Origin of the sequence: Mesorhizobium sp. C089B, assembly GCF_030323125.1 — a bacterium.
In the GTDB taxonomy this organism is placed as follows: Bacteria; Pseudomonadota; Alphaproteobacteria; order Rhizobiales; family Rhizobiaceae; genus Mesorhizobium.
On record NZ_CP100469.1, the window covers coordinates 2,302,854 to 2,329,163 of the forward strand.

At 62.2% G+C, this 26,310-nt stretch carries 24 protein-coding genes; 9 read left to right on the plus strand and 15 right to left on the minus strand.

Going from position 1 to position 26,310, the window contains the following annotated elements; translation table 11 throughout:
• Positions 1 to 18: 18 nt before the first annotated feature.
• The 4 genes from NLY44_RS11685 to NLY44_RS11700 all read right to left on the minus strand — a co-directional run bounded on the left by NLY44_RS11685 (position 19) and on the right by NLY44_RS11700 (position 6,368).
• Complete coding sequence (locus tag NLY44_RS11685; RefSeq protein ID WP_023805517.1) at positions 19 to 3,180, minus strand: efflux RND transporter permease subunit; 3,162 nt, start codon at positions 3,178 to 3,180, stop codon at positions 19 to 21.
• Positions 3,177 to 4,466 (minus strand): efflux RND transporter periplasmic adaptor subunit, encoded by a 1,290-nt coding sequence (locus NLY44_RS11690; RefSeq protein ID WP_023805518.1) that lies wholly within the window; start codon positions 4,464 to 4,466, stop codon positions 3,177 to 3,179. Before NLY44_RS11690 ends, NLY44_RS11685 begins: the two co-directional genes overlap by 4 nt.
• A 225-nt stretch (positions 4,467 to 4,691) precedes the next feature.
• Entirely contained in the window at positions 4,692 to 5,288 is a 597-nt protein-coding gene (locus NLY44_RS11695; protein WP_023688075.1) for a LysE family translocator, read from the minus strand.
• Positions 5,289 to 5,411: 123 nt separating this feature from the next.
• Entirely contained in the window at positions 5,412 to 6,368 is a 957-nt protein-coding gene (locus NLY44_RS11700) for an acyl-CoA desaturase (RefSeq protein ID WP_023714739.1), read from the minus strand.
• A 156-nt stretch (positions 6,369 to 6,524) separates the two neighbouring features.
• Between NLY44_RS11700 and NLY44_RS11705 the strand changes: the two genes are divergently transcribed.
• Positions 6,525 to 6,905: a metalloregulator ArsR/SmtB family transcription factor gene (locus tag NLY44_RS11705; RefSeq protein WP_023702997.1), complete on the plus strand. Its 381-nt coding sequence runs from the start codon at positions 6,525 to 6,527 to the stop codon at positions 6,903 to 6,905.
• Between the two features lie 11 nt (positions 6,906 to 6,916).
• On the opposite strand, the gene ilvN is transcribed toward NLY44_RS11705, so the two are convergent.
• The 3 genes from ilvN to NLY44_RS11720 form a co-directional block, all read right to left on the minus strand.
• Positions 6,917 to 7,489 carry an acetolactate synthase small subunit gene (gene ilvN / locus NLY44_RS11710; protein ID WP_023668352.1) on the minus strand — a complete coding sequence of 191 codons (573 nt, stop codon included), beginning with the start codon at positions 7,487 to 7,489 and terminating at the stop codon, positions 6,917 to 6,919.
• Positions 7,490 to 7,570: 81 nt separating this feature from the next.
• Positions 7,571 to 9,367, minus strand: coding sequence for an acetolactate synthase 3 large subunit (locus NLY44_RS11715; RefSeq protein WP_023668351.1), 1,797 nt, complete (start codon positions 9,365 to 9,367; stop codon positions 7,571 to 7,573).
• A 331-nt stretch (positions 9,368 to 9,698) separates the two neighbouring features.
• Complete coding sequence (locus tag NLY44_RS11720) at positions 9,699 to 10,661, minus strand: DUF1236 domain-containing protein (RefSeq protein WP_023805519.1); 963 nt, start codon at positions 10,659 to 10,661, stop codon at positions 9,699 to 9,701.
• Positions 10,662 to 11,240: 579 nt separating this feature from the next.
• Between NLY44_RS11720 and NLY44_RS11725 the strand changes: the two genes are divergently transcribed.
• The 3 genes from NLY44_RS11725 to NLY44_RS11735 all read left to right on the plus strand — a co-directional run bounded on the left by NLY44_RS11725 (position 11,241) and on the right by NLY44_RS11735 (position 13,741).
• Complete coding sequence (locus NLY44_RS11725) at positions 11,241 to 11,543, plus strand: DUF1236 domain-containing protein (protein ID WP_023731684.1); 303 nt, start codon at positions 11,241 to 11,243, stop codon at positions 11,541 to 11,543.
• A 162-nt stretch (positions 11,544 to 11,705) separates the two neighbouring features.
• Entirely contained in the window at positions 11,706 to 13,097 is a 1,392-nt protein-coding gene (locus tag NLY44_RS11730) for a sensor histidine kinase (RefSeq protein ID WP_023690914.1), read from the plus strand.
• Complete coding sequence (locus NLY44_RS11735) at positions 13,094 to 13,741, plus strand: response regulator (RefSeq protein WP_023805520.1); 648 nt, start codon at positions 13,094 to 13,096, stop codon at positions 13,739 to 13,741. Before NLY44_RS11730 ends, NLY44_RS11735 begins: the two co-directional genes overlap by 4 nt.
• A gap of 49 nt (positions 13,742 to 13,790) precedes the next feature.
• Here NLY44_RS11735 and NLY44_RS11740 read toward each other — a convergent pair whose 3' ends face one another.
• The 3 genes from NLY44_RS11740 to tmpA all read right to left on the minus strand — a co-directional run bounded on the left by NLY44_RS11740 (position 13,791) and on the right by tmpA (position 16,345).
• Positions 13,791 to 14,219, minus strand: coding sequence for a hypothetical protein (locus NLY44_RS11740; protein WP_023750905.1), 429 nt, complete (start codon positions 14,217 to 14,219; stop codon positions 13,791 to 13,793).
• Positions 14,220 to 14,612: 393 nt separating this feature from the next.
• Positions 14,613 to 15,197 carry a (R)-1-hydroxy-2-trimethylaminoethylphosphonate oxygenase gene (gene tmpB / locus NLY44_RS11745; protein ID WP_023805521.1) on the minus strand — a complete coding sequence of 195 codons (585 nt, stop codon included), beginning with the start codon at positions 15,195 to 15,197 and terminating at the stop codon, positions 14,613 to 14,615.
• Positions 15,194 to 16,345: a 2-trimethylaminoethylphosphonate dioxygenase gene (gene tmpA, locus NLY44_RS11750; RefSeq protein ID WP_023805522.1), complete on the minus strand. Its 1,152-nt coding sequence runs from the start codon at positions 16,343 to 16,345 to the stop codon at positions 15,194 to 15,196. Before tmpA ends, tmpB begins: the two co-directional genes overlap by 4 nt.
• 119 nt (positions 16,346 to 16,464) lie before the next feature.
• Between tmpA and NLY44_RS11755 the strand changes: the two genes are divergently transcribed.
• Positions 16,465 to 17,355: a LysR family transcriptional regulator gene (locus tag NLY44_RS11755; protein ID WP_023805523.1), complete on the plus strand. Its 891-nt coding sequence runs from the start codon at positions 16,465 to 16,467 to the stop codon at positions 17,353 to 17,355.
• 138 nt (positions 17,356 to 17,493) lie between these two features.
• On the plus strand, positions 17,494 to 19,296 hold the full coding sequence (locus tag NLY44_RS11760) for an NAD(P)/FAD-dependent oxidoreductase (protein ID WP_023805524.1): 1,803 nt from the start codon (positions 17,494 to 17,496) through the stop codon (positions 19,294 to 19,296).
• On the opposite strand, the gene NLY44_RS11765 is transcribed toward NLY44_RS11760, so the two are convergent.
• Genes NLY44_RS11765 through NLY44_RS11775 form a run of 3 tightly spaced genes read right to left on the minus strand, consistent with a single transcriptional unit; the run spans position 19,293 to position 20,709 of the window.
• Positions 19,293 to 19,814, minus strand: coding sequence for a GNAT family N-acetyltransferase (locus NLY44_RS11765; RefSeq protein WP_023668341.1), 522 nt, complete (start codon positions 19,812 to 19,814; stop codon positions 19,293 to 19,295). The two genes, NLY44_RS11760 and NLY44_RS11765, sit on opposite strands and share 4 nt — an antisense overlap.
• 15 nt (positions 19,815 to 19,829) lie before the next feature.
• The gene (locus NLY44_RS11770; RefSeq protein WP_023668340.1) at positions 19,830 to 20,138 is read right to left on the minus strand and encodes a hypothetical protein; all 309 of its coding nucleotides are present in this window, start codon (positions 20,136 to 20,138) and stop codon (positions 19,830 to 19,832) included.
• Positions 20,139 to 20,142: 4 nt separating this feature from the next.
• Positions 20,143 to 20,709 (minus strand): helix-turn-helix domain-containing protein, encoded by a 567-nt coding sequence (locus tag NLY44_RS11775; protein WP_023668339.1) that lies wholly within the window; start codon positions 20,707 to 20,709, stop codon positions 20,143 to 20,145.
• A gap of 152 nt (positions 20,710 to 20,861) precedes the next feature.
• Here NLY44_RS11775 and NLY44_RS11780 point away from each other — a divergent pair, with 152 nt between their 5' ends.
• Positions 20,862 to 22,694 carry an ATP-binding protein gene (locus NLY44_RS11780; RefSeq protein WP_023668338.1) on the plus strand — a complete coding sequence of 611 codons (1,833 nt, stop codon included), beginning with the start codon at positions 20,862 to 20,864 and terminating at the stop codon, positions 22,692 to 22,694.
• A 225-nt stretch (positions 22,695 to 22,919) separates the two neighbouring features.
• Here NLY44_RS11780 and NLY44_RS11785 read toward each other — a convergent pair whose 3' ends face one another.
• Positions 22,920 to 23,711, minus strand: coding sequence for a GGDEF domain-containing protein (locus tag NLY44_RS11785; RefSeq protein ID WP_023690907.1), 792 nt, complete (start codon positions 23,709 to 23,711; stop codon positions 22,920 to 22,922).
• Between the two features lie 130 nt (positions 23,712 to 23,841).
• Positions 23,842 to 24,825 carry a tRNA (adenosine(37)-N6)-dimethylallyltransferase MiaA gene (miaA, locus tag NLY44_RS11790; RefSeq protein WP_023805525.1) on the minus strand — a complete coding sequence of 328 codons (984 nt, stop codon included), beginning with the start codon at positions 24,823 to 24,825 and terminating at the stop codon, positions 23,842 to 23,844.
• Here miaA and serB point away from each other — a divergent pair.
• Together serB and NLY44_RS11800 are read left to right on the plus strand one after the other, a co-directional pair.
• On the plus strand, positions 24,815 to 25,702 hold the full coding sequence (gene serB / locus NLY44_RS11795) for a phosphoserine phosphatase SerB (protein WP_023805526.1): 888 nt from the start codon (positions 24,815 to 24,817) through the stop codon (positions 25,700 to 25,702). The genes miaA and serB overlap by 11 nt on opposite strands.
• Entirely contained in the window at positions 25,699 to 26,271 is a 573-nt protein-coding gene (locus tag NLY44_RS11800; RefSeq protein ID WP_023805527.1) for a GNAT family N-acetyltransferase, read from the plus strand. The genes serB and NLY44_RS11800 overlap by 4 nt, the downstream gene beginning before the upstream one ends.
• Positions 26,272 to 26,310 lie beyond the last annotated feature (39 nt).

A 26,310-nucleotide genomic window follows, 5' to 3' on the forward strand; every position in this document is an offset into this window, starting at 1 on the left:
TGGGCCACGGGCTATCGCCTATTCGGCGGCGGCCTTTTGCGGCTCGAGCCGATCCTCGGGACCGAACAGCGAGGCCTGCTCGCCGCTCTCGACCGCATGCAGCTCCGGCCTGTTCTTTTTCGAAGAGAAGAAGCTCACCAGCCAGCCAGAGAAATTCTCGAAATAGACATAGATGACAGGGGTGACGAACAGCGTCAGCGCCTGGGAAGCGAGCAGCCCGCCGACGACCGCGACACCGAGCGGCTGGCGCAGCTCAGCACTGGCGCCGGTGCCGAGCGCGATCGGGAACGTGCCCATCAGCGCCGCCAACGTCGTCATCATGATCGGCCTGAAACGCATCAGGCACGCCTTGTGTATGGATTCCTTGGCCGACATGCCTTCTCGTCGCAGCTCCAGCGCGACGTCGACCATCATGATGCCGTTCTTCTTGACGATGCCGATCAACATCAGGATGCCGATCACCGCGATCACCGACAGGTCCATGCCGGCAAAGCGCAGCGCGACCACGGCGCCCAGCACCGCCGAAGGCAGGCCGGTCAGGATGGTCAGCGGATGGATAAAGCTCTCATAGAGGATGCCGAGTACAATATAGATGGTCAGAATGGCGCCGCCGATCAGCAGGCCCTGATTGGCCAGCGAATCCTGGAAGGTCTTGGCGGTGCCGGCAAAGCTGGTCGAAATCGCCGGCGGCATGCCGATCTGCTCCTTCAGCGCGGCGATGCGGGCCGTGCTGTCGCCCAGCGCCACGCCTTGCGGCAGGTTGTAGGAGATGGTCACCGCGGGCAGCTGGCCGAGCTGGTTGACCGTCAGCGCGCCGGCGGTGCGGTCGACGCGGGCAAAGGCGCCGAGCGGCACCAGGCTGCCGCTTGCCGTCCTGACCTGGATGGCCAGCATGCGCTCGGGCGACCATTCGATGTTGGGATCGAGCTCCATGATGACTTCGTAGCTGTCGGCCGAGCCAAAGATCGTCGAGACCTGCTCCGTGCCGAAGCCGCCATAGAGACTGGAGCGCAGCGTGTCGGTGTCGATGCCGAGCGACGCCGCCTTGTCGCGATCGACCACCAGCGTCGCCTGCAATGAATTGTTCTGCAGATCGCTGGTGACGTCGGTGAAATTCGCATGGTCGGCCGCCATCGCATCGTTGAGCTTTTGCGCCCATGTGTCGGTCAAGCCGGTATCGAGGCCCTGAACGACGAGCTGGTAGGCGCTGGCGGAAGAACGCGCGCCAAGCCGCAGGTTCTGCACCGGCTGCATATAGGCATCGATCCCCGGCACAGTGGCCAGTTGCCGCCTGAGATCACCGAGCACCTTGTCGATGTCGGGCCGCTGGCTCTTGTCCTTCAGCTGCACATAGAGCTGTCCCTGGTTCAGCGCATTGTTGCCGCCGCCGGCCGACCAGGCGACATGCGAGACATAGGGCGAACGCGAGAAGACACTTGCCGCCTGGTTCTGCAGCTTGACCATGGCGTCGTAGGAGATGTCCTGCCTGGCGATCGTCGTCACCGAGACCTGGCCGATATCCTCTTGCGGGAAAAAGCCTTTCGGCGAGACTTCGATCAGCCACACTGACGCTGCCGCCGTGCCGGCGAAGACGAGGAACACCAGAAAAGTGTGGCGCAGGCAGAATGTCAGAAGCCGGTCGTAGCCGCGGGTGACGATATCCTGCTTGTGTCCGGGGGCATGCTTGTCGCGATCGGCCTTGGTCACCGACAGCAGGCGCGAACACAGCATTGGCGTCAGTGTCAGCGACACGAACATCGAAGCCAGGATGGCGACCGTCACCACGACGGCGAATTCGTTGAAGATGCGGCCGATGACGCCGCCCATCAAAAGCACGGGGATGAACACCGCCACCAGCGAGATCGAGATCGAGATGATGGTGAAGCCGATTTCGCGCGCACCTTTCAGCGAGGCGTCGAAGGCCGAGAGACCGTCTTCCTCCATATGGCGAAAGATGTTTTCCAGCATGACGATGGCGTCGTCGACGACGAGGCCTACGGCGAGCGTCAGGCCCATCAGCGAGATGTTGTCGATGGAAAAGCCGAACAGGAACATGGCGCCGAGCGTCGCGATCAGCGAGATCGGCACCGCCACGGCCGGAATGATGGTTGCAGTCACCCGGCGCAGGAAGACGAAGATCACCATCACCACCAAAGCGATGGTCAGAAGCAGCGTGAACTGGACGTCGTCGACGGCCTGGCGGATCGAGGTCGAGCGGTCGTTGAGCAGCTTTATGTCGGCTGCGGCCGGCATCTGATCCCTGAACGACGGCAGCATCGCCTTGACCTTGTCGACGACGTCGACGGTGTTGGCGTCGGGCTGGCGCTGCACCGCCAGGATGATGGCGCGCGTGCCGTCATACCAGCTTGCAGTCGTCGTGGTCTCGACCGAGTCGATGACGCGCGTCACCTCGCCCAGCCGCACCGGATGGCCGTTCTTGGTGGCGATGATGAGGTTGGAGAACCCGGCGGCATCGGTGAGCTGCGTATTGGCCGTGATGGTCAGCTGCTGCTTGTCGTTCTGCAACACGCCAAGCGGCGTGTTTGAGTTGGCCGAGGCGATCGCCGTCTGCAGCTGATCGATCGAAATGCCGCGCGCGGCAAGTGCGGTCGGATCGATCTGCACGCGCACCGCATATTTCTGCTGGCCGAAGATCGACACCTGCGCCACGCCGTCGATGGTCGACAGCGAGGGCGAGATGACGTTTTCGGCGAAGGCGTCGAGGTCGGTGAGCGGAACCGTGTCGCTGACCAGCGACATCAAAAGGATCGGCGCGTCGGCCGGATTGACCTTGCGATAGCTCGGCGGCGCCGTCATCTCGGGCGGCAGCTGGCGCTGCGTGCGCGCGATCGCTGCCTGCACATCGGCGGCGGCAGCGTCGATATCCCTGTTGAGCACGAACTGGATGGCGATCGAGGTGCGTCCCAGCGAATTGCTGGTCGAGATCGAATCGATGCCGGCAATGGTGGCGAACTGCTTGATCAGCGGCGTCGCCACCGAAGTGGCCATGGTTTCGGGCGAAGCGCCGGCCAGGGTGGCCGAGACGTTGACGACCGGGAATTCGGCGCTCGGCAGCGCCGCCACCGGCAGGAACTTGTAGGCGAACAGCCCGCCCAGCACGAGGGCGAACGACATCAGCAGCGTGGCGACAGGCCTGCGTATGCAGAATTCGGAAATCATTGGGCAGCCGCCTTGCCGGCCTCGGCGACCTTGGGAGCAGCTTGATCACCGCCGGCCGCCTTGCCTTCGTGAATGGCGGCGCCGTCCTTCAGCCTGGTCTGGCCCTCGACCACCACCTTCTCGCCTGATTTGACGCCCTCGCTGATGGCGCTGTTTTCGCCTTCGGTCAGCGCCACCTGCACCGGTCGCATCTCGACCGTGTTGTCGGGCTTGACGACATAGACGAACGGTCCCTTTTGGCTGGGCTGCACGGCAACGGTCGGGATGGATGTCATCTGCGGCATGATGCCAGCGTCGAGCACGACATTCACATATTGGCCGGGCCACAGTGAAAGATCGGCGTTGGGAATGCTCGCCCGTGTCGCGATGGTGCCGGACGCGGTGTCGACGCTGGAATCGACGAAGTCGAGCGTGCCGTTGCCGATCGGCGTCGGATCGCCATCCTTGGTCAGCGTCACCGCGCCTTGCTGCGGGTTGGCCAGCGCCTTGTGCAGCAGCGCCAGGTTGCTCTCCGGCAGGTTGAAGTTGACTTGCAGCGGATCCATCTCGGTGATCGTCACCAGCGGCGTGGCCGTGCTCGAGTTGCCGTTGCTCAAGGTGACGAGGTCACCGACCGAAACGTTGACCGCGCCCAGCCGGCCGGCAATCGGCGCCTTGATGCTGGCAAAGCCGAGCTGGACATTGTCGGCGTCGATCGTCGCCTTGTCGGCATCGACCGTCGCCGCGGCAGCCTTTTGCGCCGCCACCGCCTGATCGTAAGTCTGCTGCGTGCCGGCCTGCTTGGCGACGAGATCCTTGGCGCGCTGAAGGTCGGAGCCCGAACTGGTTAGCAGCGCCTGGTCCTTGGCGAGCGTCGCCTGATCCTTGGCAAGCTGCGCCTTGAGCGCCCTGTCGTCGAGCGAGAACAGCAGGTCGCCGGCCTTCACCATCTGGCCGTCCCTGACGTCGATCGATACGATCTGGCTGGACACGCGGGCGTTGATGTTGACCACGGCCGGCGACGACACGAAGCCGATGGCGTAACGGCGGATCGGAAAATCGGCCGTTGTCGCGGTGGCCGAGACGATCGAGGCCGAACGGGCGGCATTGCCGCCGGCGCCGGATTTGCCCCCTGCCTTGTCGGCCGAAGCCTTGTCCGATCCAGCCGGCTTGTCCGCCGCTGCCGTCTGCCTGGCGCCCGGCAGCATCTGCTGCAGACTGCTCATCGCCGCCGGCGAAAAATAGACCCACGCCGCGGCGACACAGGCCGCTGCCACCACCACCGCCAGAACGACTTTACCGCGCATCGACTAAAAGCCCTATGATCCGACACGCCGAACCCGGTGGTCTCATTCTACGCAATCACGGCGCCTTGCCGCGATCTCGCCGAAGTAGATAGGACGCACATTTGTCGGAAAAGGGCCAAAACACGGCATTACGAAGATTTAATGTGCACTGCACAATGACTATGCAGCCGGCTCAGCAGTCGGAAAACCAGCCAGGATGCGGTTGAGATCTCAGGCGGGATGCGTCTATTTCAGCATCGGCCAGAGCGTCGCCGCCAAGAGCACGCCCATGGCGATGTTGAACCATTTCAGCCGCACCGGATCCGACAGGAACCCGCGCAGCGCTGTGCCGAAACCGGCCCACATCGAGACGCTCGGCAGGTTGACGACGGTGAAGGCGATCGCGATCAGCGCCACCGACAGGAACGGGTGGTCCGGATTGGAGTAGACGGCCATGGCGGTGATCGCCATCACCCAGGCTTTCGCATTGACCCACTGGAATGCGGCTGCCTCGATGAACCGCATCGGCCGTGCCTCCGTCTCACCCTTGCTGGACAGCGAGCGCGACATGGCGATCTTCCAGGCGAGATAGAGCAGATAGGCAGCGCCGGCGATCTTCAATCCGGTGTGCAAGGCCGGAAACGCCGTAAGCACCGCGCCCAGGCCAAAGCCGACAGCAAGCAACAGCACCAGGAAACCCATGCTGATGCCCAGCATATGCGGGATGGTTCTGACCAGGCCGAAATTCACGCCCGACGCCAAGAGCATGAGGTTGTTCGGCCCCGGCGTGATCGAGGTCACGAAGGCGTAGACCAAAAGGGCAAGGAAAGCGTCGAGGGTCATGACGGCTCACAAAGGTCAGCAATGCTGACTTAAATCGACAGAGCGCTGGACGCAACCTCATTCCATTGGTCCAAAGCGCTCCGCCGTGATCCGCCTATCCCGAGCCAGCCAGGCCGGCACAGTCTACCTGCCGTGGGCCCGCGCCGACAACAGGCTGGGAGCGGCGGCGGCCTCCTGACGGCCAGCCACACGCCGCAGGCCTTTGCGCCTCGGCGTGTTCCCGGGAAGCTTCACGCCATGCGCGAGGCCGAGGGCAGCCAGGATGCGGATGAAGAGCCAGCCGAGATCGATCTGCCCGCGTTCCAGGCCGAGCTTTGCGGATTCGGGAAACGCATGGTGATTGCCGTGGAAACTCTCGCCAAAGGTCACCAGGCCGAAACGCGGCAGGTTGTAGCCCTGCACGGCAACGCCATCGACGCGCCAGCCCTGCTGCCCGCTGCGATGTGCGAAATGCCCGACCAGCCAATGCCCGGTCAGCGACACGGAGATACGCACCGCAATGCCCCAGACCACCCAGCTCCACCCGCCGAGGAGCAAGAAAAGGATCGCCCACGGCAGTTGCTGCAGCATCCAGGTCCGCTCGACGAATTTGTAGAAGCGGTCGTTTCTGATCGACGGCTCGATGACGAAGTCAGGCGGATTGCGCAACGCTACGGCGCAATGCATTTGCCAGAAAGCGTCGGTGAAGAAAGGCCGGCGGTGGGCGTGCAGGTCGTGACAAGCCGTCTGGCGCTGCGCCCAGTCTCGTATGTCATGCGCATAGATCATGCCGAACGGACCGGCCATGCCGACGAGCGTGCCGAGATAGACCAGCGCGTGTTTGAGCCAGATGTGAACCTTGAACGAGCGATGGATGAGCAGGCGATGCATGCCGACCGAGTGTCCGGCGCAGATCGTCACCGCCGTCGTCGCTACGAACAGGGCGAAAGCGCTCCAGCTGAAGGTCAGCGGCCCGAACACCAACGCAATCAGCGTCATCGCACCGACCCAGATCGACTTGGCCGGCATCCAGACGACCTCGCCATCTTCGGCATCGCTCAAGGGCTGCGAGATCATTCTGCCTGTGGATATGGTCTTCATCGGTACCCCTCCTCTGCAGGAAACATTTCCGGACCAAAGAGCCTTGCCTTCCGGCGCGCCGGCGCTTATTTAGGCAATAAGCTAACTATCTACTATTCCGATTTAGGTATTTAGGCAATAGACTAAATACCGGAAGCGAAACGACAGAGGCAGGCGGTGATCGAAGACAATGCAGCGGATGGCGACACGGCTATCGGGGCAAGCAGCGCCATACAGCGCGTGTTCGAGGCGCTGTCATCGCAGCCGAGGCGCAAGATCCTCGCCTATCTCGCCCACTCCTCGCTGACCGCGGGCGAGATCGCGGCGCGCTTCGACATGTCGAAGCCGTCGATCTCGCAGCATCTGAGCATCCTGGAGACGGCCGGCCTCATCGCCAGGGAGCGGCAGGGACAATTCATCCGCTACTCGCTGGTCCAGAACAATCTGGTTAACACGCTGAACGGCTTCGTCCAGGACGTCTGTCCGGTATCGCGCCCGATCAAAAGGGAGAGTAAGAATCTGGCGAGCGGCAAGGTCGATCCCAAGCCGGTAAAATAGTTGGACTGAGACTACATCCCTTGCGGGCCGCGGTTCATCGCCGCCACGCCGGTGCGGCAGATCTCGACCAGGCCGAGCGGCTTCATGATGGCGATGAACTGGTCGAGCTTCGAACCCTTGCCGGTAATCTCGAAGATGAAGTGCTCGGTGTTGGCGTCGATGACCGAAGCGCGAAAAGCGTCCGCCAGACGCAGCGCCTCGACGCGGGCTTCGCCGGTGCCGGCGACCTTGACCAGCGCCAACTCGCGTTCCAGCGGCCGCTCCTGGCCGAACTCGTGCGAGCGCACGGTGAGATCGACGACGCGATGCACCGGTACGATGCGTTCGAGCTGGTGCTTGATCTGCTCCAGCACATGCGGCGTGCCGCGCGTCACGATGGTGATGCGCGACAGGTGCTTCTCGTGTTCGGTCTCGGAGACGGTGAGGCTCTCGATGTTATAACCGCGGCCGGAAAAGAGGCCGATGACCCGGGCAAGCACACCGGGCTCATTGTCGACCAGCACGGAGAGCGTGTGGTTCTCCGGCTTTTCCGTTTCCTTGGCGATGAAATAGGCGGAGCCGGTCGGTTGAAGCTGTGCGTTCATGACATGAATCTCGATTTCAGACTTTGAGCTAATTCTCTGTTTGCGCACGGCTTCTCGCGACAGCCCTGCCCCGGCTTGGACCTAGACCAGTTCCCTGCCCTTGGCGTCGATGGCGTTGGCCACGGCTTCGTCGGTCGCCTCGTCGGGCAGGAGCATTTCATTATGCGCCTTGCCCGACGGGATCATCGGGAAGCAGTTGGCGAGCGTCGCCACCCGGCAATCGAACAGCACCGGCTTCTTCACCGCGATCATCTCCTTGATCGCATCGTCCAGCTCGTCCGGCTTCTCGCAGCGAATGCCATGGCCGCCATATGCGTCGGCCAGCTTGACGAAGTCGGGCATCGCTTCGGTGTAGGAATGCGACAGACGGTTGCCGTGCAGCAGCTGCTGCCACTGGCGCACCATGCCCATATACTGGTTGTTGAGGATGAAGATCTTGATCGGCGCATTGTGCTGCACCGCCGCGCTCATCTCCTGCATCGTCATCTGCACCGAGGCATCGCCTGCGATGTCGATGACCAGCGCATCCGGGTGCGCGATCTGCACGCCGAGCGCAGCCGGCAGACCGTAGCCCATCGTGCCCAACCCGCCCGACGTCATCCAGCGGTTCGGCTTCTCGAAATGATAGTGCTGCGCCGCCCACATCTGGTGCTGGCCGACCTCGGTGGTGATGTAGGTGTCCATGTCCTTGGTCAGTTCGTAGAGCCGCTGGATGGCATATTGCGGCATGATCACATCGTGGTTCATCTTGAACGCGAGCGAGTCACGCGCGCGCCATTTGGCGATCTGCTCCCACCAGGGATGGAGCGCCTTCTTGTCGGCCTTGGCGCTCGCCCGCCACAACCGCACCATGTCCTCCAGCACCCGGCCGACATCGCCGATGATGGGCACTTCCGTGTGCACGTTCTTGTTGATCGACGATGGATCGATGTCGATGTGGATCTTCTTCGAGTTGGGCGAGAAGGCGGTCAGCCGTCCGGTGATGCGGTCGTCGAAGCGCGCGCCGATGCAGATCATCACGTCGCAATCATGCATCGCCATATTGGCTTCATAAGTGCCGTGCATGCCCAGCATGCCCATCCAGTTCTTGCCCGATGCCGGATACGCGCCGAGGCCCATCAGCGTCGAGGTGATCGGGAAGCCGGTGAGGTCGACCAGTTCGCGCAGAAGATGGCTGGCCTCCGGACCGGAGTTGATGACGCCGCCGCCCGAATAGATGATCGGCTTCTTGGCGCTGGCCATCAGTTCGACGGCGGCCTTGATCTTTTCCAGGTCGCCCTGGACCTTCGGCTGGTAGCTGGTGCGCGGCGCCGCCTGCGGCGGCACATAGATGCCTTTGGCGAACTGCACATCCTTCGGAATGTCGACCACCACCGGGCCGGGGCGGCCGGTCGTCGCGACATGGAAGGCCTCATGGATGGTGGCGGCCAATTCGTTGACGTCCTTCACCAGCCAGTTGTGCTTGGTGCAGGGGCGCGTGATGCCGACCGTGTCGCACTCCTGGAACGCGTCGGAGCCGATCAGCGAAGTCGGCACCTGCCCGGTCAGGCAGACCAGCGGGATCGAATCCATCAGCGCATCCTGCAGCGGCGTCACCGCATTGGTGGCGCCCGGGCCGGAGGTCACCAGCATGACGCCGGCCTTGCCGGTCGAGCGGGCATAGCCTTCGGCCGCATGCCCTGCGCCTTGCTCGTGGCGGACGAGGATGTGCTCGACCTCGTCCTGCTGGAAGATTTCGTCATAGATCGGAAGCACCGCGCCGCCGGGATAGCCGAAGACATGCTTGACGCCATTGTCCTTCAGCGCCTGCACCACCATTTCGGCGCCAGTCATTTCCCTGTTTGGCATTTCGCGCCGTTCGTTCTGTCCGTTGCTCATCGGTCTGGTCCCGTACTTCTAGCCATGAGGCGATTGCTGGTCGTTTAGTCGTGTTTCGGGCAATAAAAAAGGCCCCCGATGGGAGCCTGTGTGTTGCGCATGGGAGGTTTTCGCCCGGCGGTTACACCGCCTTGCCCACGCGCTTTCCTACGAGAATGAGTGCCTTTTTCATCGTGGCGGACACTACGAGGGTGAAAGGCAAGGTGTCAACGGGAAAAACGCGCGATGCGAAAGACAAAGCAAGTGGCCCGCCGCCTCTGGTCGGCGGGCCACCGCGGCGCATACGATACCCCTCAATCGCACCGCGCCGGGAACAAGAGCCACTGCCGTGTCACGTCAGGATCAGCACGATCTTGTACGTATCCGGGTCGACGATGACGATGCGCCCGTCGGCCAGCACGAAGTACTCATAGGATTCGTAAGCCGGGACGATCTTGACAATGCGCGCCGGCAGACGGTGCAGGCGCACTTTGTGCCGCGGCACCTCGATGCCGACCGAAATGTCGAAGTCGACGTTCTTCACCGGCTCAACCCTGGTCTCGTGGATGATCTGCGTGACCTGCGTCTTCTGCTCGACTGTCACGTTGTTGATCGAGGCCGTATTGCCCTGGTCGGTCTGGACGTTTGTGTTGCCCTGAGCGTTCTGCTCGGTGGTGGTCCCGGCCTTGCCCTGGGCCTGCTGGTCCGTGCTGGTGCCGGTCTGGCCCTGAGCGTTCTGCTCGGTGCTGGTCCCGGCTTTGCCCTGAGCCTGCTTCTCGGTGCTGGTGCCGGTCTGGCCCTGAGCGTTCTGCTCGGTGCTGGTCCCGGCCTTGCCTTGGGCCTGTTCATCCGTCTTGAGCTTGGCCTTGCCCTGAGCCTGCTTCTCGGTGCTGGTGCCGGTCTGGCCCTGAGCATTCTGCTCGGTGCTGGTCCCGGCCTTGCCCTGGGCCTGTTCATCCGTCTTGAGCTTGGCCTTGCCCTGAGCCTGCTGATCGGTCGTGGCGCCGGCCTGACCCTGAGCATTCTGCTCGGTACTGGTCCCGGCCTTGCCCTGTGCCTGTTCATCCGTCTTGAGCTTGGCTTTGCTCTGAGCCTGCTGATCGGTCGTGGCGCCAGCCTGGCCCTGTGCATTCTGATCGGTCTGTGACTTCATCTTGCCTTGCGCCTGTTCGCCGGCCTTGCCGCCCTTCTGGCAATCGGCCGCGCCAGCGGCGCAGTTGTCGCCGCCGCTCGGCTGCACAGCCTGGGTCTGGGCGATCGCGGCGCCGCACCCGACGCCAAGCGCAATCATGCTCGTGATCAACACATGTTTCATCTGCTTTCTCCTTAAAGAGTCGGTCCCTCAGCCTAGCCAACTCTGTCAAAAATACTTTGTTCCGCATTTTGCGAATAAAATCGGGCTTCTAAGAAGACCAATAAATGTAGGCAGTAGTTTTGCCAACAATCAGCTACAAATTGCATCAAAAAATTAATGCAACGCAAGATTTTTGCTTTTTTCTGAGCTTGTGATCCCATAGCGATGACACCAGCCTCACAAGCTTAGAAGTACTCCCGTCGTCATGACCAGGATGGCTACCCCGAAAACAGGCAAGAGCAACCATCGTGCCTGATGGACGCTGTTGTCCATTAACGCCTCCCACAAGTGCTGATCTCAACGATGCCGAGAACCCTGTGTTCCGCCCTGAGGAGGCTCTAGGACCTCTACAGCCTGGCACCAGACTTTGGTCCCTCTCCCTATAGTCCATTGGCCCGATGACGCCCGGACCGAAGCCCCACGCGGGAACGCAGCCGCGAAAAGCCCGTTCGGCTTGCGGTGTGCATCAACCTCACCAACAACCACCGTATCGGAATCGAGCTCGCGCAAGATGCATGAGCGTTGATGAAGGAGAGAATCATGACGACCATGTACCAGTCGACCGCAATTGCCGGATTCTTGCTGCTCGCGAGCGCGGGCGTAGTTGCCGCTCAAGACGTCATCATCGCGCCGGAGCAGGAAACGGTTGTGCGCGAATACGTGAAAAAGCAGCCCCTTGCGTCGGTGAAGATTCCAGGTGTCGAATTGAACGTGGGGACCGCCATTCCCGACACGGTGGAACTGCATGAAGTGCCGAGCGTCAAGTATCGCTACGTTGTGGTCGACGGGCGAACCGTGCTGGTCGACCCCGGCACGCGGAAGATCGTCAAGATCATACAGTAACGCTGATCCCACCGCCGTTCCCCGCGGGTGGCGGTGGGATCATGCCTTGAAATTGCGGTTTCCCCGGCATTCAACCTAGCGCTTGCTCGCACCATCGACCGTTCTAGATGTAGGATGGCTTAGGCATTTTGGCACGGCCAAAGTCGCGGGGTCGGTTGAGACGTGCGCTACATTGATAGTCTCTATCAAAACTGGAACAGGCTATCGTTGGCTTGGCAGTTCATCATAGTCGGAAGCATTGGGCTGCTGTCGCTGATGCTGGTCGTCGGCCTATGGGTCACCTCGCAAATACGAGATGGAGTGATCCGCAACTCTGCAAGCACGACCGCGCTTTACGTCGACAGTGTCATCGCGCCAATCCTGCCGGATATGCGCAAAAGCCAGCAGCTCAGCGACACCGTTAAACGGGCACTCGATGAAACCCTGGACCAGGGTGCTCTCGGAAAAAAACTGGCGTCGTTCGTGCTTTGGCGGCGTGATGGCAAGGTGCTGTACGCCAAAGACGCGGCTCTTATTGGCCAGACCTTCGAGCCAAATGCGAACTTGCTGCATGCGTTCGGCGGAAACGTGGTGGCGCAATTCAATGATCTGGACGAAAATGAAAGGAAGGAACGGAAGAGCCCCACCGCCTCGCTGCTCGAGATCTACAATCCGGTTCGAGAGCCGTGGTCGGGCGATGTTGTGGCCGTTTCCGAGTTCTACGAGATAGCCGACGATCTTCAGGGCACTTTAAACTCGGCACTATGGTCGAGCTGGCTGCTCGTGGCTGGCGCGACCGCGGTCGCCTTGGCGATGCTCTCGGGAATCGTGCTTCGCGGCAGCAGCACTATCGAAACGCAGCGTTCAGCGCTTGAGACACAAGTGGCGGAGCTTCAGTTGCTTTTGGAGCAGAATTCCGCTTTGCGGGAGCGCGTCCAGCAGGCGTCGCGCCGCGCAACGGCAATCAACGAACGTTACTTGCGTCGCATCGGGTCTGATTTGCATGACGGTCCAGCTCAGCTCGTCGCACTGGCTGCGCTGCGCATGGACAGCCCTCTGCTGCTCGATCCCGCCGCATCCCCAAGCCACCGCAAGACCGAGATCGCCGATATCCATCATACGTTGGATGAGGCGATGCGGGAGATCCGCGCCATCTGCACCGGCCTCGTGCTGCCACAGATCGAAGCTTCGACAGTCGCGGAGATATTGCGGCTTGCGGTTGCCGAACATGAACGCCGTACAGCCTCTTCCGTATCGCTTTCACTGCCATCTCGCCTGCCCGACCTGGGGACGTCCGAGAAAATAAGCATCTTTCGCTTCGCGCAGGAGGGGCTAAACAATGCCTGGCGACACGGTCTGGGCAAGGGGCAGGCTGTCAAGGCGAGAGTGACGCAGGGCAAGCTCCTCATTCAAGTGCTTGATCACGGCCCTGGATTCCAGTCGGGATCGTGTGAAGGACTTGGACTCGCCGGTATGAGGGAACGTATCGAAAGTATCGGAGGTCACTTCGAGACCTTTTCGAGCCCCAGGGGGACCCGGCTGACCATAACGCTCAACATCGAGGACCAGAAATGACCGCTCCCATAAGGATTGCCATTGTTGATGATCATCCGCTGTTTCGCGAGGGTGTGGCTCGCAGCCTCGCCGAAATCGGCGGCTTCGAAGTCGTTGGTGCGGGCGAAACCGCGACGGATGCCGAACAGCTTGCGGCCTTGGCAAATCCCGACATATTGCTGCTAGACATCAGTTTGCCGGGAGGGGGTCTGGCGGCAGCGGAAAATATTCTTGCAACTCAGCCTGACTGCAAGATCGTCATGCTCACCGTCTCGGAGGCGAACGCCGATTTGGCAACGGCGCTCAGGCTGGGCGTACGCGGATATGTGCTGAAAGGGATTGGGGCGGCATCGCTGGCCGAGGTGCTGACTTATATAGCCGCAGGAAAAAAATATGTTTCGCCGACCCTGTCAGCGCAGCTTTTGAATGAACTGATCCGGCCGGAAAAGCGCACAACCGATCTCGTTGCCAATCTCTCGGGACGCGAGCTTGGGATAATCTCTTTGGTAGGCGAAGGACTGAGCAATAAAGAAGTCGCCAAACGTCTCAACCTGCAGGAGAAAACGGTAAAACACCACATGACTCGGATATTTCAAAAGCTAAGGGTGCGAAACCGCACCGAAGCAGCCATTCTTATGCACGCGCCCAAAACGGGTCTTGTATAGGGAGATCGGGGCTTGTCTGAAGGTCGGATGCTGGTTGGCGAACCAACAGTCACAGCCCTTTCAGACGAGCAATGTCGGAGGCCCTTACGGCGCGTTCGACAATTGTCCTTCCAAGCGGATCCTTCATAGTGAAGCGGCCGGCCTCGATGCTTTCGCTGAATCCATCGCGATGCACGACCTGGATTTTGGCGCCCTGTACCGTCACCGTGTCGCCAGCGGCATTGACTTGGCTACTGGGAGCTTGGCTACCGGGGGCGTTGTCGCCGGCACCATTTTTTCCCTTTCCGTTGGCGTTGCCATTCCCGGCGTTGCCGCCTGAGCCATTACCGTTACCACTACCGTTGCCACCACCGTTACCATTGCCATTGTTTCCGCTCTTGGCGCTGGCAGCGGCGAATTCGATCTTGTAGCCGTCGACATGGCTCAACCGCAGACCAAGCACCGGCATCGCCACCGCAACCGCCGCGAATACGCGCAAGCTAAAGTACGCCCGGCGACGCACGGATGAAAACAGGGGCTGCCTTGCTCCATTCATGCCAGCATCACATCATGATGTGTCACGGTATTCAAGAATGAACAGCCCAAAATTGCGGCTCACAAACGCTGAGGAAACTCTCCTTTCGTGCTTGCAGCTCGATTCTCAGACCTTCGTCTGAGTCAAATATACACCGAAGTCTGACCTACTGATCTTGGGCCGCGCCGACGGATGTCGCAATAAAATCCGCGGTGACAAGGCTCGTCACCGGTAGGGATCGGCAGCGAGGCGCGAGCGCCTGCGGCACGCAGACTCTTGCGGCAGATCTCCGGCATACAGTTTGCGCATGCTCGCCGTCGAAGCGGTAGCACATGCCGTTCCTCCCCCGGACTATGGTCAGACGCGATTGGCGAAGTCGCGGACAACCCGTTGCAGCAGCGGCATGTAGTCGCGAAATGCCCGGGTCTTCATGTTGGCGATCTTGCCGGCCTCGTCCCAGATGCGGACCCGAACCGCTTCCTCGTGGAACGGGTTCTTGCGGAACTCGGCCACCTCTTCGGCATTCATCGGCCCGCCTTGCAGCGACAGCGTGTGGACCGAGGCCTGCGACAGCCTGCCGAAATAGGTCGGGTCGGTAGCGCAGAGGTAGCGCTTGGCCGCGACGTGCAGCCTGACGCATTCGACGATCACGGGTGGAAAGAACGGCGCCAGCACCTCGCCGCCGGCTTCGTCATGATGCTTGTCCTCGACATCGTCGGGCGAATAGGTGCCGAACTCGCTGGTGTAGTGGCCGATATCGTGCAGCAGTGCTGCCGCCACCAGCACATCGGGCGCGCCGTCCTTTTCGGCGAACCAGGCGCCCTGCAACATGTGCTCCGACATGGTGACGGGTTCGCCGAGATAGGATTCCGCCCCTCGGCGTTCGAAAATATCGGCGATGAATTCGACGATGTTGCCCGCGTTCAAATCCTGGCCGCTCATTCCGCAGCCTCCTTGAAGCTGTGTTCGATCGCCGACAGCGTCGACAAAAGGCCATCCTTGTCGGCGTAGCAGCCCTGCAGCCAGCGCTTGCCGGCGCCGGAGAATTGCTTGCGGGCATGCATGACGCGGGTGTTATCGACGATGAAGGCCTGGCCTGCCTCGAGCCTGAAGGTGACTTCGAAGGAAGGATCCTCGATCAGTTCGGCAAACCGGCGATAGGCGGCGTAGTAGGCCTCCATCTCCGCGAACGGCACATCGACGGTCGGCGCCAGCGAGCGGTTGTTGAAACGGATGGCGATGAGTTCGCCATCCGGCCCGAGCTCGATCATCGGCCGTTTGGCCTGCAATCGCACGCCCGACGACCCCGCATATTCGAAACGCGCCGGGTATGAACTCAACAGCCGGAAGCCTTCGGGGTTTTCGGCCTGCAGCGCGGCCGCCACGGCAAAACCATCGACGACGCTGGATTCGCCGCCCTCCACGGTGTTTTCGATGCAGGACAGGATCTGCAAGGTCGGCACCGGATCGCGATAGGGATTGTCGGTATGCGCCTGCAGGCCAAGATTGGTGTAGGCCAGATTGGTTGGATTGACCTCGGCGCGCACCTCGAACCATCGGCCGTAATTGGTCTCCCTGATATAGCCGAACAGATCGGACACTTTGCACAGCGCCCCGGATTCGGGCGGCAAATCGTCCATCACCGCGAAGCCGTAGGTCTTCACCGCCGACAGCCATTGCCGCAAGACGGCGCGGTCGCGGCTGGCAGCGAGATAGCCGGCGCGCGGCACCGAATTCTGCATAGAGGCCCTGGTCCATCGCACGGTGCCCTCGCCTGTCCAGCCGGGCTGTCGGGCGGCATCGCGGTCATAGGCATTGGCGCTCAGCCATGCCGCAGGAAAGCGCACCGTCTTTCCCTCCGGTTCGAAACTGACTTCAAGCGCATCGCCCTTGATCGCGGCTGCGCCGATCCATGTCTGCGCGGGAATGTCGAGAATGGTGATCAGCCGCTGGCCGTTGCCGGCGCTGCGCGTCTTGTCGTCAAGCGCATTGTCGCGCAACCACACGGCGTGAAAGCGAGTGCGCGCGCCGTCCTTCCAACCGAGGTCGATCGTTCTTCCTTCGTCGCCGATCAGCGCTTGGCTAAGCATGGGGATCCGTTCCTGTCCGCTGCGCCCCGCAGCCAACTCCGCAGGGTCCGATTGCATCGTGATGATGTCGAAGGCATAACTCAAATTATCATTTTGCAGCCAAAGGCCCTAAACGGTTTATGACTGAAACAACCCTGCCCTTGCCCCCGCTTGACTGGCTGCGGAGTTTCGAGGCCGCCGCGCGGCTGTCGAATTTCACCGCCGCCGCGGCCGAGCTTGGCCTGACCCAGGCTGCGGTCAGCCAGCACATCCGTTCTCTCGAAGAGCGGTTGAAGCAGCCGCTGTTCATCCGCCTGGCGCGCGGCGTCGAATTGACGCCGGAGGGTGCCGCCTACCTGCCGCATCTGCAATCGGCCTTTGCCGTGATCGCCAACAGCACGCGCGAGCTGTTCGAACCCAAGACCGTCCAGAGCGTGACGATACGCTCGCCGATCTCGTTTGCCGTGCTGATGATCGCGCCAAAGCTGCCGCAAATGGCCAAGGACCTGCCCTTCGTCCAGCTGCAGATCGAGACCATCCACACACCGGCCGATTACGGCGAGCGCTTTGTGGGTCTCGACATCCGATTCGGCATTGGCTCCGGCTCCTTTGCCGGACGGCAGGCCGACCGCCTCACCCGCGAAACCTTGACGCCGATGGCGTCGCCAAATATCGCCAAGGCCAAGGATTGGACAGGATTGCCGAGACTTACAGTGGTCGGCGCGCGGGAAATGTGGGGCGAGTGGTTCGCCGTCGCCCGGATGAAGCCGGCGCTCGGGCCCACGCACAAATTCGACAGTTTCGTTACCGCACTGGAGGCGGCGAAGCACGGCGCCGGCATGGTGCTGGGATCGCGACCGTTGGCCGACGCGGCACTGCGCGAAGGATCTCTCGTCACCCTGTCCGGCTTTACGCTGTCGAGCGGTGCCGGCCACTATCTGACCGCACCTTCGGGCGCGCATCTGAGCCCGGCCGAAGAAGCGGTCCGCCGCTGGTTCGCAACGGTCTTCGGCGTCCCGATTTCCCGATAAGCCCCTGAATACGCGGCAAACTATTGGACGACGTGACGCGGCGCATAATTTGTCGCGATACTGCGCCAGGCCGGACGTCAAGCTTCGGCAGGGTTCCGCTCGCTACAGGCGGCCAGGAAAAATCGCGGAGGAAATGCAATGCTCGACAAGGCCCCCAACAAGAAGCTTTCCGACCTGCTCGATCGCTTCGGCGCGGCACTCGCCGCCGGCGACATCGACAAGGCGGTCGCCTGCTTTCAGGAGGATTGTTTTTGGCGCGATCTTGTTACCTTCACCTGGAACATCAAGACGATGGAAGGCCGCGATCAGGTGCGCGACATGCTGGTCAGCCAGTTGGCCAGGACCAAACCGTCGAACTGGGCGATCGCCAGGGGCGAGGATGCCACGGAAAGCGACGGCGTGCTCGACGGCTGGATCAGTTTCGAGACGTCCGTGGCGCGCGGCTTCGGCCACATCCGGCTGAAGGACGGCAAGATCTGGACGCTGCTCACCACCATGGTCGAGCTCAAGGGCCATGAGGAGCCGGCCGGCTTCGACCGCCCGCTCGGCGCCAAGCACGGCCATGGCAAGAACCGCCCGACCTGGAAGGAGGAGCGCGAGAAGGAGGCCGCCGAACTCGGCTTCAAGACGCAGCCCTATACGCTCATCATTGGCGGCGGCCAGGGCGGCATCGCGCTCGGCGCGCGGCTGCGGCAGCTCGGCGTGCCGACCATCATCGTCGAGAAGAACGAACGGGCCGGCGACAGCTGGCGCAAGCGCTACAAATCGCTCTGCCTGCACGATCCGGTCTGGTACGACCATCTGCCCTATATCGACTTTCCCAGGAACTGGCCGGTCTTCGCGCCCAAGGACAAGATCGGCGACTGGCTGGAAATGTACGCCAAGGTAATGGAGCTGAACTACTGGTCGTCGACCGAGGCCATGAGCGCTGTCTATGACGACAGCAAGAAGGAATGGACGGTGGTGGTGCGCCGCGACGGCAAGGACATCACGCTGAAGCCGAAACAACTGGTGCTGGCCACGGGGCAATCCGGCAAGGCCAACATGCCGAACTTCAAGGGCATGGACACATTCAAGGGCGACCAGCATCACTCCTCGAAGCATCCGGGACCCGATGCCTATGTCGGCAGACAAGCTGTCGTCATCGGCTCGAACAACTCCGCCCACGACATTGCAGCAGCCCTTTGGGAGGCCGGCGCCGACGTCACCATGGTGCAGCGCTCGACCACGCATATCGTCAAGTCGGACACGCTGATGGAGATCGGCCTGGGCTCGCTCTATTCGGAAAAGGCGGTCGCGAGCGGCATGACCACCGCCAAGGCCGACCTCGTCTTCGCCTCCCTGCCCTACAAGATCCTGCACGAATTCCAGATCCCGGCCTATGCCGAGATGAAGAAGCGGGACGACAAATTCTACAAGGGCCTGGAAAAGGCCGGCTTCATGCTTGACTGGGGCGATGACGGCTCCGGCCTGTTCATGAAATATCTGCGGCGCGGCTCGGGCTATTACATCGATGTCGGCGCCTCCGACCTGATCATCGACGGGTCGATCAAGCTGAAAAGCGGTGTCGACGTGAAGGAGATCAAGGAGCATTCGGTCCTGCTCAGCGATGGATCGGAACTGCCGGCCGATCTCATCGTCTACGCCACCGGCTACGGTTCGATGAATGGCTGGGCGGCCGATTTGATCTCACGGGAGGTCGCAGACAAGGTCGGCAAATGCTGGGGCCTCGGCTCCAACACCACGAAGGACCCAGGCCCCTGGGAAGGCGAGCTGCGCAACATGTGGAAGCCGACGCAGCAGGAGGCGCTGTGGTTCCATGGCGGCAATTTGCACCAGTCGCGCCATTACTCCCAGTTCCTGGCGCTGCAGCTGAAGGCGCGCATGGAAGGCATCGCGACGCCGGTCTACGCGCTGCAAGAGGTTCACCACAAGGCTTAGGCAGCGCCGCCGATGCGCTTCCAGTAGATGAGCGTGCCGGTCAGCCCGCCATGCGGTTTCAGGGCAAAGTCCGGTATTTCGCCAGTGAGCGTGAAGCCGAGTTTTTCGTAAAGGCCGGAAGCGCCCTCCTCGGTTGCGGTGTCCAGCACCAGAAGCGTGCGGCCTTTCTCGACGGCGAGCGTTTCGGCCGCCCGCATCAGCCGGCTCGCTATGCCCTTGCCGCGGTGTTCGACGCGGGTCATGAGCTTGGCGATCTCGGCCCGGTGCGGCTGATTGACCGGAAAGTCGAGCAGCAAGGTGACGGTGCCGATCAACGCGTCGCCATACCAAGCACCCAGCACCGCTCTTTCACCTCTCTCTGCTGCCATCAACGAGTTGCTCCAGAAGGTTTCCGCCGCTTGCCTGGATAAGGGATGCATGAAGCTGACGGAGCCGCCGGCCGCGACCGTCTCGATCAGGAGGTCGGCCAGCATGTCGCGTGTTTCCGCAGTCAGCGACCTGATTTCGATGGGACTCACCTGCACTTTCCCTTGCTAATCCAGACGCGCGACGCGGCGCCGCTTTCGTCTCGCCTTGATCGCGGCGATGCGATCGGTGTCTTTCGGCTGCAGATGCAGCCCGCGTTCGAGGATTTCGAGCGTGTATTCCTCATAGGTCAGGCCAAGCCGCTCGGCCTTTTCCATGCGCATCAGCATCACGTCACGGCTTGGCGCCTTCCACGCCTTGGCATGCGCTGCCTGCCAGGCCAGGAAGATGTAGGGATCGCCCCTGCCCCATGGCGGACCCTTGTAATCATCGAGCGGCGGTCCGCCATTGTCGGAGCGCTTGGGACGTCTTGCCACGATTTCAGCCCCTGACCAGCGCAACCAGATAGTCGGCCGGCTGCGGTCCGACGGCATGGAACGTGCAGTCCGACGGCGCGCCGAGCGCCAGGCAGTCGCCGGGCTCGAGACTATGCACCATATCACCCTCGGTGAACTCAAGTCGCCCGGAGATCAGCCACATCTGCTGCTTGATGAAGGCATAGGACGCCGCCGGGAAACTCACACTGGCGCCAGCCGGCAGTTGCACCCGGATCAATTCGAGCGGCGTGTCGGAAACCGGCGACAGATGCCGGCGGACATAGCCCGTACCGGGGTCGCGCCAAACCGGCTGCTCACTCTCGCGCAGCAGGCCGCCACCTTGCTGCTCGGCGCGTGCAATCAGCGTCGACAGCGTCATGCCGAAAGCAGCGGCGATGCGCACCAGCAGCGCGGCCGTCGGGCTGGTCATGCCGCGCTCGATAGTGCTGAGCATGGCTTTGGAGACGCCGGAGCGATTCGCCAGGTCGGCCAACGACCAGTCCCGCAAGGCTCTTTCGGCGTGGATTCGTCTGCCTATCGTAGCCGACATGTCATTCGCTATATCAGTCATTCGTCCAATATATCGAATATTTAGATTCGGAAAAGAGGCCGGCTGGTTGAATTTTCGCTGACCGGTTAACCCCTGCTACACCATCCCGCATCACGCCACCTTAACCCCGTCTGTGTAGGATCGAGGCTCCACGAGAATGGGGATCGGATCGTATGTTTGTCGAGCGCGAAGCCTCCGTCGGCGAACCGACCTCGCAGGAGCGCCGCCGCGCAGAGCAGAGCGACAAGCGCATTCTCGGCAACGTCGTGCAGTGCGACGGTGCGCGCGCCACCATCAGCGCCTATGCCGACGACATCGAAGGAGCGGTCACCGGCCTGTGGACCGTCGGCAAGATGATCTCCATCAATCTCGGGACATCGCGCACCGTTGGTCTGGTCTACGAAATCGGCAAGTCGGATCGCGCCTGGAGCAATGAGGGACAAAATCCCATCGAGGTCAGCGTCGAACTAATCGGCGAAGTGCGCGACGGCGCGGAGCCCGGCGCCAAACCGGTGTTCGACCGCGGCATCACCACCTATCCTCATATCGGCGCCATAGCGCACCGCATCCGTACCCGTGACCTGCAGGCGGTCTACGATCTCGCCGGGCGTCATTCCATCACCATCGGCACGCTGTCGCAGGATGAGTCGATCGACGCCAACATCGCCATCGACGACACGCTGGCGCGCCATTTTGCCGTTGTCGGCACAACCGGCGTCGGCAAATCCACCGCCATCTCGCTGCTGCTGCGCAAATCGATCGCCGCCCGGCCCGATCTGCGAATCCTCATTCTCGATCCGCACAATGAATTCGCGGCATCCCTGCCTGAGTTCTGCGTCCGGGTCGATTCCAAGACGCTTGACCTGCCGTTCTGGATGTTCAGGCTTGAAGAATTCGCCGAAGTGCTGTTTCGCGGCCGAGAGGTCGTGCCGGAAGAAGTCGATGTCCTGCGCGACCTGATCCCCGCCGCCAAGAACCTCTATCGCAATCCCAATTCAGGCTCTTACGTGCGCCGCGGCAGCGATGCGCTGACCGCCGACACGCCGGTGCCCTACCGCATGGTCGATCTCATCAAGCAGATCGACGAGCGCATGGGCCTCCTGGAAAGCAAGAACGACCGCCCGACGCTGAAATCGCTGAAGACGCGCATCGAGTCCGCCGCGTCCGACCCGCGCTATCGCTTCATGTTCAATTCGCGACTGATCGAGGACACGATCCACGAAACGATCGGCAATATTTTCCGTGTGCCGCATCATGGCCGCCCGGTGACCTGCTTCGAGATGGCCGGCATGCCGTCCGAAGTGGTCAACTCCGTCTGTTCGGTGCTGGCTCGGCTCGCCTTCGACCTTGCGCTGTGGAGCGAGGGCCGGCTGAAGCTGTTGCTGCTGTGCGAGGAAGCACACCGCTATATGCCGGCCGATCCACGCCTTGGCTTCGCCCCGACAAGGCATGCACTGTCGCGCATCGCCAAGGAAGGCCGCAAATATGGCTGCTATCTCGGCGTGGTCACCCAGCGCCCGGGTGAACTCGATCCGACCATCCTGTCGCAATGCTCGACCTTCTTCGCCATGCGGCTGGCCAATGAGCAGGACCAGGCGATCATCCGCTCGGCGATCGCCGATTCCTCCGCCTCGACGCTGGCCTTCCTGTCCTCCATGGGCCAGCGCGAAGCCATCGCCTTCGGTGAAGGCGTGGCGACGACCATGCGGCTGAAGTTCGAGAAACTGGCGGAGAACCTGATCCCCGGCACCGCCAAGCGAGAGCAGGACGAGTTCTCGCAGGACGGCAACGACGTCGATCTCGCCGCCATCGTCGAGCGGCTGCGCAACGTCCCGAAACCGCAGCAGCAGATGGCCTTCGCCGAGGTCGTGGACTCCGGCCGCCAGGCCGGCGATCCCGATTACCGCAAGCCGGCCACCGCCCAGCGCGTCCAGCCCGACGACGATTTCGACCTGCGCTACGGCCTCAAGCCCACAACCTTCGGCATGCGCCCGCAGAACGATTGACCTTCAGCGTAGCGACTTTTTTGCCGGCCAATTGAGAAGCCGCCGGAGCGCCAGGGCTCCGCTTCGTTGGCCCGCTTGGGCAAAATCCCGAAAGGGAATTCATCAGGCCGGATTGAATGGCGTGGCTTTCGAGAAGCCGGAGCGGAGCGGACATTTAGTCCGTGAGCACCGGAAGTCGAGAAAGCCACGTCAGGCAACCGGCCTCATGAATTCTTCTTCGGGATTTTAGGCGCAGACGCGGTTGCGGCCTTGCCTCTTCGCCTCGTAGAGCTGGCGGTCGGCGCGGCGGTAGAATTCCTCGGCCGTTTCCTTCCGATCCCAGACGGCAAGACCGACGCTGGTGGTGATCTTGAGGCGGACATTGCCCGACAGCACCGACATGTTGGCAATCGCCTTGCGGATGCGTTCGGCGAACTTCCCCAACAACTCCGCGTCCATGTTGGGGGTGACAACGGCGAACTCTTCGCCGCCGAGCCGCGCCACCACGTCGTGATAGCGCGTCATGCCTTTGAGGCAATTGGCGACTGCCCTCAGCACCTCGTCGCCGACATCGTGGCCATGCGTGTCGTTGACCTGCTTGAAATGATCGAGGTCGAGGATCATCAGCCCGACGGGCTTTTCGATGCGGCGGAATTCCTCGAGATATTCCTTCAGCGCATCGTCGAAATAGCGCCGGTTCTGCATGCCGGTAAGGCCGTCGGTCAATGCCGCATGCTGCAGCGTTTCCGAGCGGGCGCTGAGCGAAACCGTCATGGCGCGCAGCTTGCCCTCTTCCGTGGCCTGCCTACGGATCAGCGGGTAGATGAAGAACACGCCGAAGAACAGCGCTGTCGCCAGCAGCACCCCGGTGACAAACAGCAGCGTGTTGAGATAAGCGATCCTCTCGACCCGGGAAGTCGTATCGTGACCGACCGCGATGGACTGCAATTGACCATAGGCATAAAGCGTCACCAGGCCTGCGGCCAGGATCACGAAAATAAAGACGAAAAATGCGGATTCCGCCTTGTGGAAACGCATCTGCTCCCCGTTGGAAAAGTACCCCCGGATCTATGGCATGCCGGCGCCTTACGGACGGTTAATCCAGACAACCGGAGCGGGAATGTTCATTCCTACTTCTGTTTCTTTAATTGTATTAGCAGCACGAAAATCAAATCACGGCTTGCAGGCCGTCGCCGGGCCGCAATCTCAGCCATTCCGGTCCCAGCTGATGGCGAAACCACGTCGTTTGCCGTTTGGCATATTGCCGCGTCGCTGCCTTGCAGCGCTCGATGGCCTGAGGAAAGCTGATGTCACCCGCCATGGCAGCCGAAAGTTCGCGAACGCCGATCGCCTTCATCGCCGGCAGGTCGGGATCGAGGCCAAGCGCCGCAAGCCGTTCGACCTCATCGAGCGCGCCGAGATCGAGCATGCGGTCGAACCTTGTTTCGATCCGCTCGACAAGGGCGGCGCGGTCCGGCTCGATAACGAAGAACTGAGCGCTGTCGCGGTCGATCAGCGGCCGGCCGCGCGCTGCCTGCCATTCTAGGATGGAGCGGCCGGATGCGTCGAGCACCTCCAGCGCCCGCACGATGCGCTGGCCGTCGGTCGGCTTCAGCTGCATGGCGACCGCCGAATCCTCATGCATCAGGATGCGGTGCAGCTTGGCTGCGCCTTGCTCCTTTAACTCGTAGCGCCAGCGGTCGCGTACCTGCTGCGGAATGTCGGGCATTTCCGAAATGCCCTCGGCAAGTGCGCGAAAATAGAGCCCGGTGCCGCCGACGAAAATCACCGGACGTTCGAAGCCGGCGTCATCGGGCTGTCGGGCGAGCGTGCCGTTATCGATCAGCTTCATCACGTCGCGCAGCCAGGCGCCGGTGGAATAGGCGGTCGAGGGATGCACGTGGCCATAGAGAAAGTGCGGCGCGCGGGCGAGGTCGGCAGCGCTCGGCCGCGCCGTCAGCACATCGAGCACCGAATAGCCCTGCATGGAATCGGTGTTGACGATGACGCCGCCCTTGCGCTCGGCGAGATCGAGCGCCAGCGCCGACTTGCCGCTGGCGGTCGGCCCGGCTATCAGGATCGCGTTCTTCACGCGGCCCTCGCCCGCCTGCCCGCCCTCGCCTAGCTGCTTGGAAGTCTCGATGCCGCTCATTGCCACGCTTGTGTCTCACCCCGTCCGCCGCGCGATGTCGGCCTCGCTTGCGAATATGGCCTCACGGTCGGTCGGCGCAAGCGCTGTTCGCTGGCTGGGCGATGGCGTCGCCTGCGACCTGGTGCTGCCCGAGGGGGCAGAAGCCGCCGAGGCAAGTGCCGCCTTGCGCACAGCACTTGGCTCCGAGCCGGTCGACGTGATCGTTCAGCAGGCCGAAAGCCGCCGCAAGACAATCCTGCTTGCCGATATGGATTCAACCATGATCGACCAGGAATGCATCGACGAACTCGCCGACGAGATCGGCGTCAAGGACCGCGTTGCCGCCATCACGGCACGCTCGATGAACGGCGAGATCGCTTTCGAGCCGGCGCTGCGTGAACGCGTGGCGCTGCTGAAAGGCCTCGATGCCGCCGTCGTCGGCCGCATCATCGCGAACCGCCTGACGCTGGCGTCGGGCGGCCGCGCCCTGGTGCGGACGATGCGCGCCAATGGCGCGTGGACGGCGCTTGTCTCGGGCGGCTTCGACGTCTTCACCAGCCGTGTCGCCGCCATGCTCGGCTTCCAGGAAAACCGTGCCAACCGCCTGATCGAGGAGAACGGGCGCTTTGCCGGCCTTGTCGCCGAGCCGATCCTCGGCCGTGCCGCCAAGGCCGATGCGCTGAACGATATCTCGGCCCGCCTCGGCCTGACGCCATTCGATGCGATTGCGGTCGGCGACGGCGCCAACGACCTCGACATGATCCGCCTGGCCGGCACCGGTGTCGCGCTCCACGCCAAGCCGGCCGTTGCTGCCGAAGCCAAGGTCCGCATCGACCATGGCGATCTCACCGCGCTGCTTTATCTCCAGGGCTACCGCCAGGAAGAGTTCGCCCAATGAAACCGATGCGCACCGAGCGCCTCATCCTGCGCAACTGGGAAGACCGCGACCGCGAACTCTTCCACCGCATCAATTCGGACGAGCGGGTGATGGAATTCTTTCGGTTCCGCCGCGACCGCGCCGAGACGGATGCCAAGATGGACGAGTTTCGGGGCTGGATCGCCGAGGACGGCTTTGGTTTTGCCGCCGCCGAGATCGCCGCGACTGGGGAATGCATCGGCTTCGTCGGTCTCTTAAAGACCGATCACGTGCCGTCCCTGCCTTCCGATACGATCGAGATCGGCTGGCGGTTGGCGCCGGAATTCTGGCGCAAGGGCTATGTCACGGAGGCCTCCGAAGCCTGGCTCGCCTTTGGCTTCGAAACGCTTGACCGCGACGAGATCGTCTCCTTCGCCGTCGCAGCCAACCGCCGCTCGACGGCCGTCATGGACCGTCTTGGCATGAGCCCTGACCCGGCTCGCGATTTCGACCACCCATCCATCCCTGACAGCCACCCGCACCTCAAGCGGCATGTCCTCTACAAACTGTCACGCACGGACTGGCAGGCACGAAAAAGGGCGGCTCGCTAGCCGCCCTTTCCCTGAAGACAATCGGTTATGGGGCTTTCC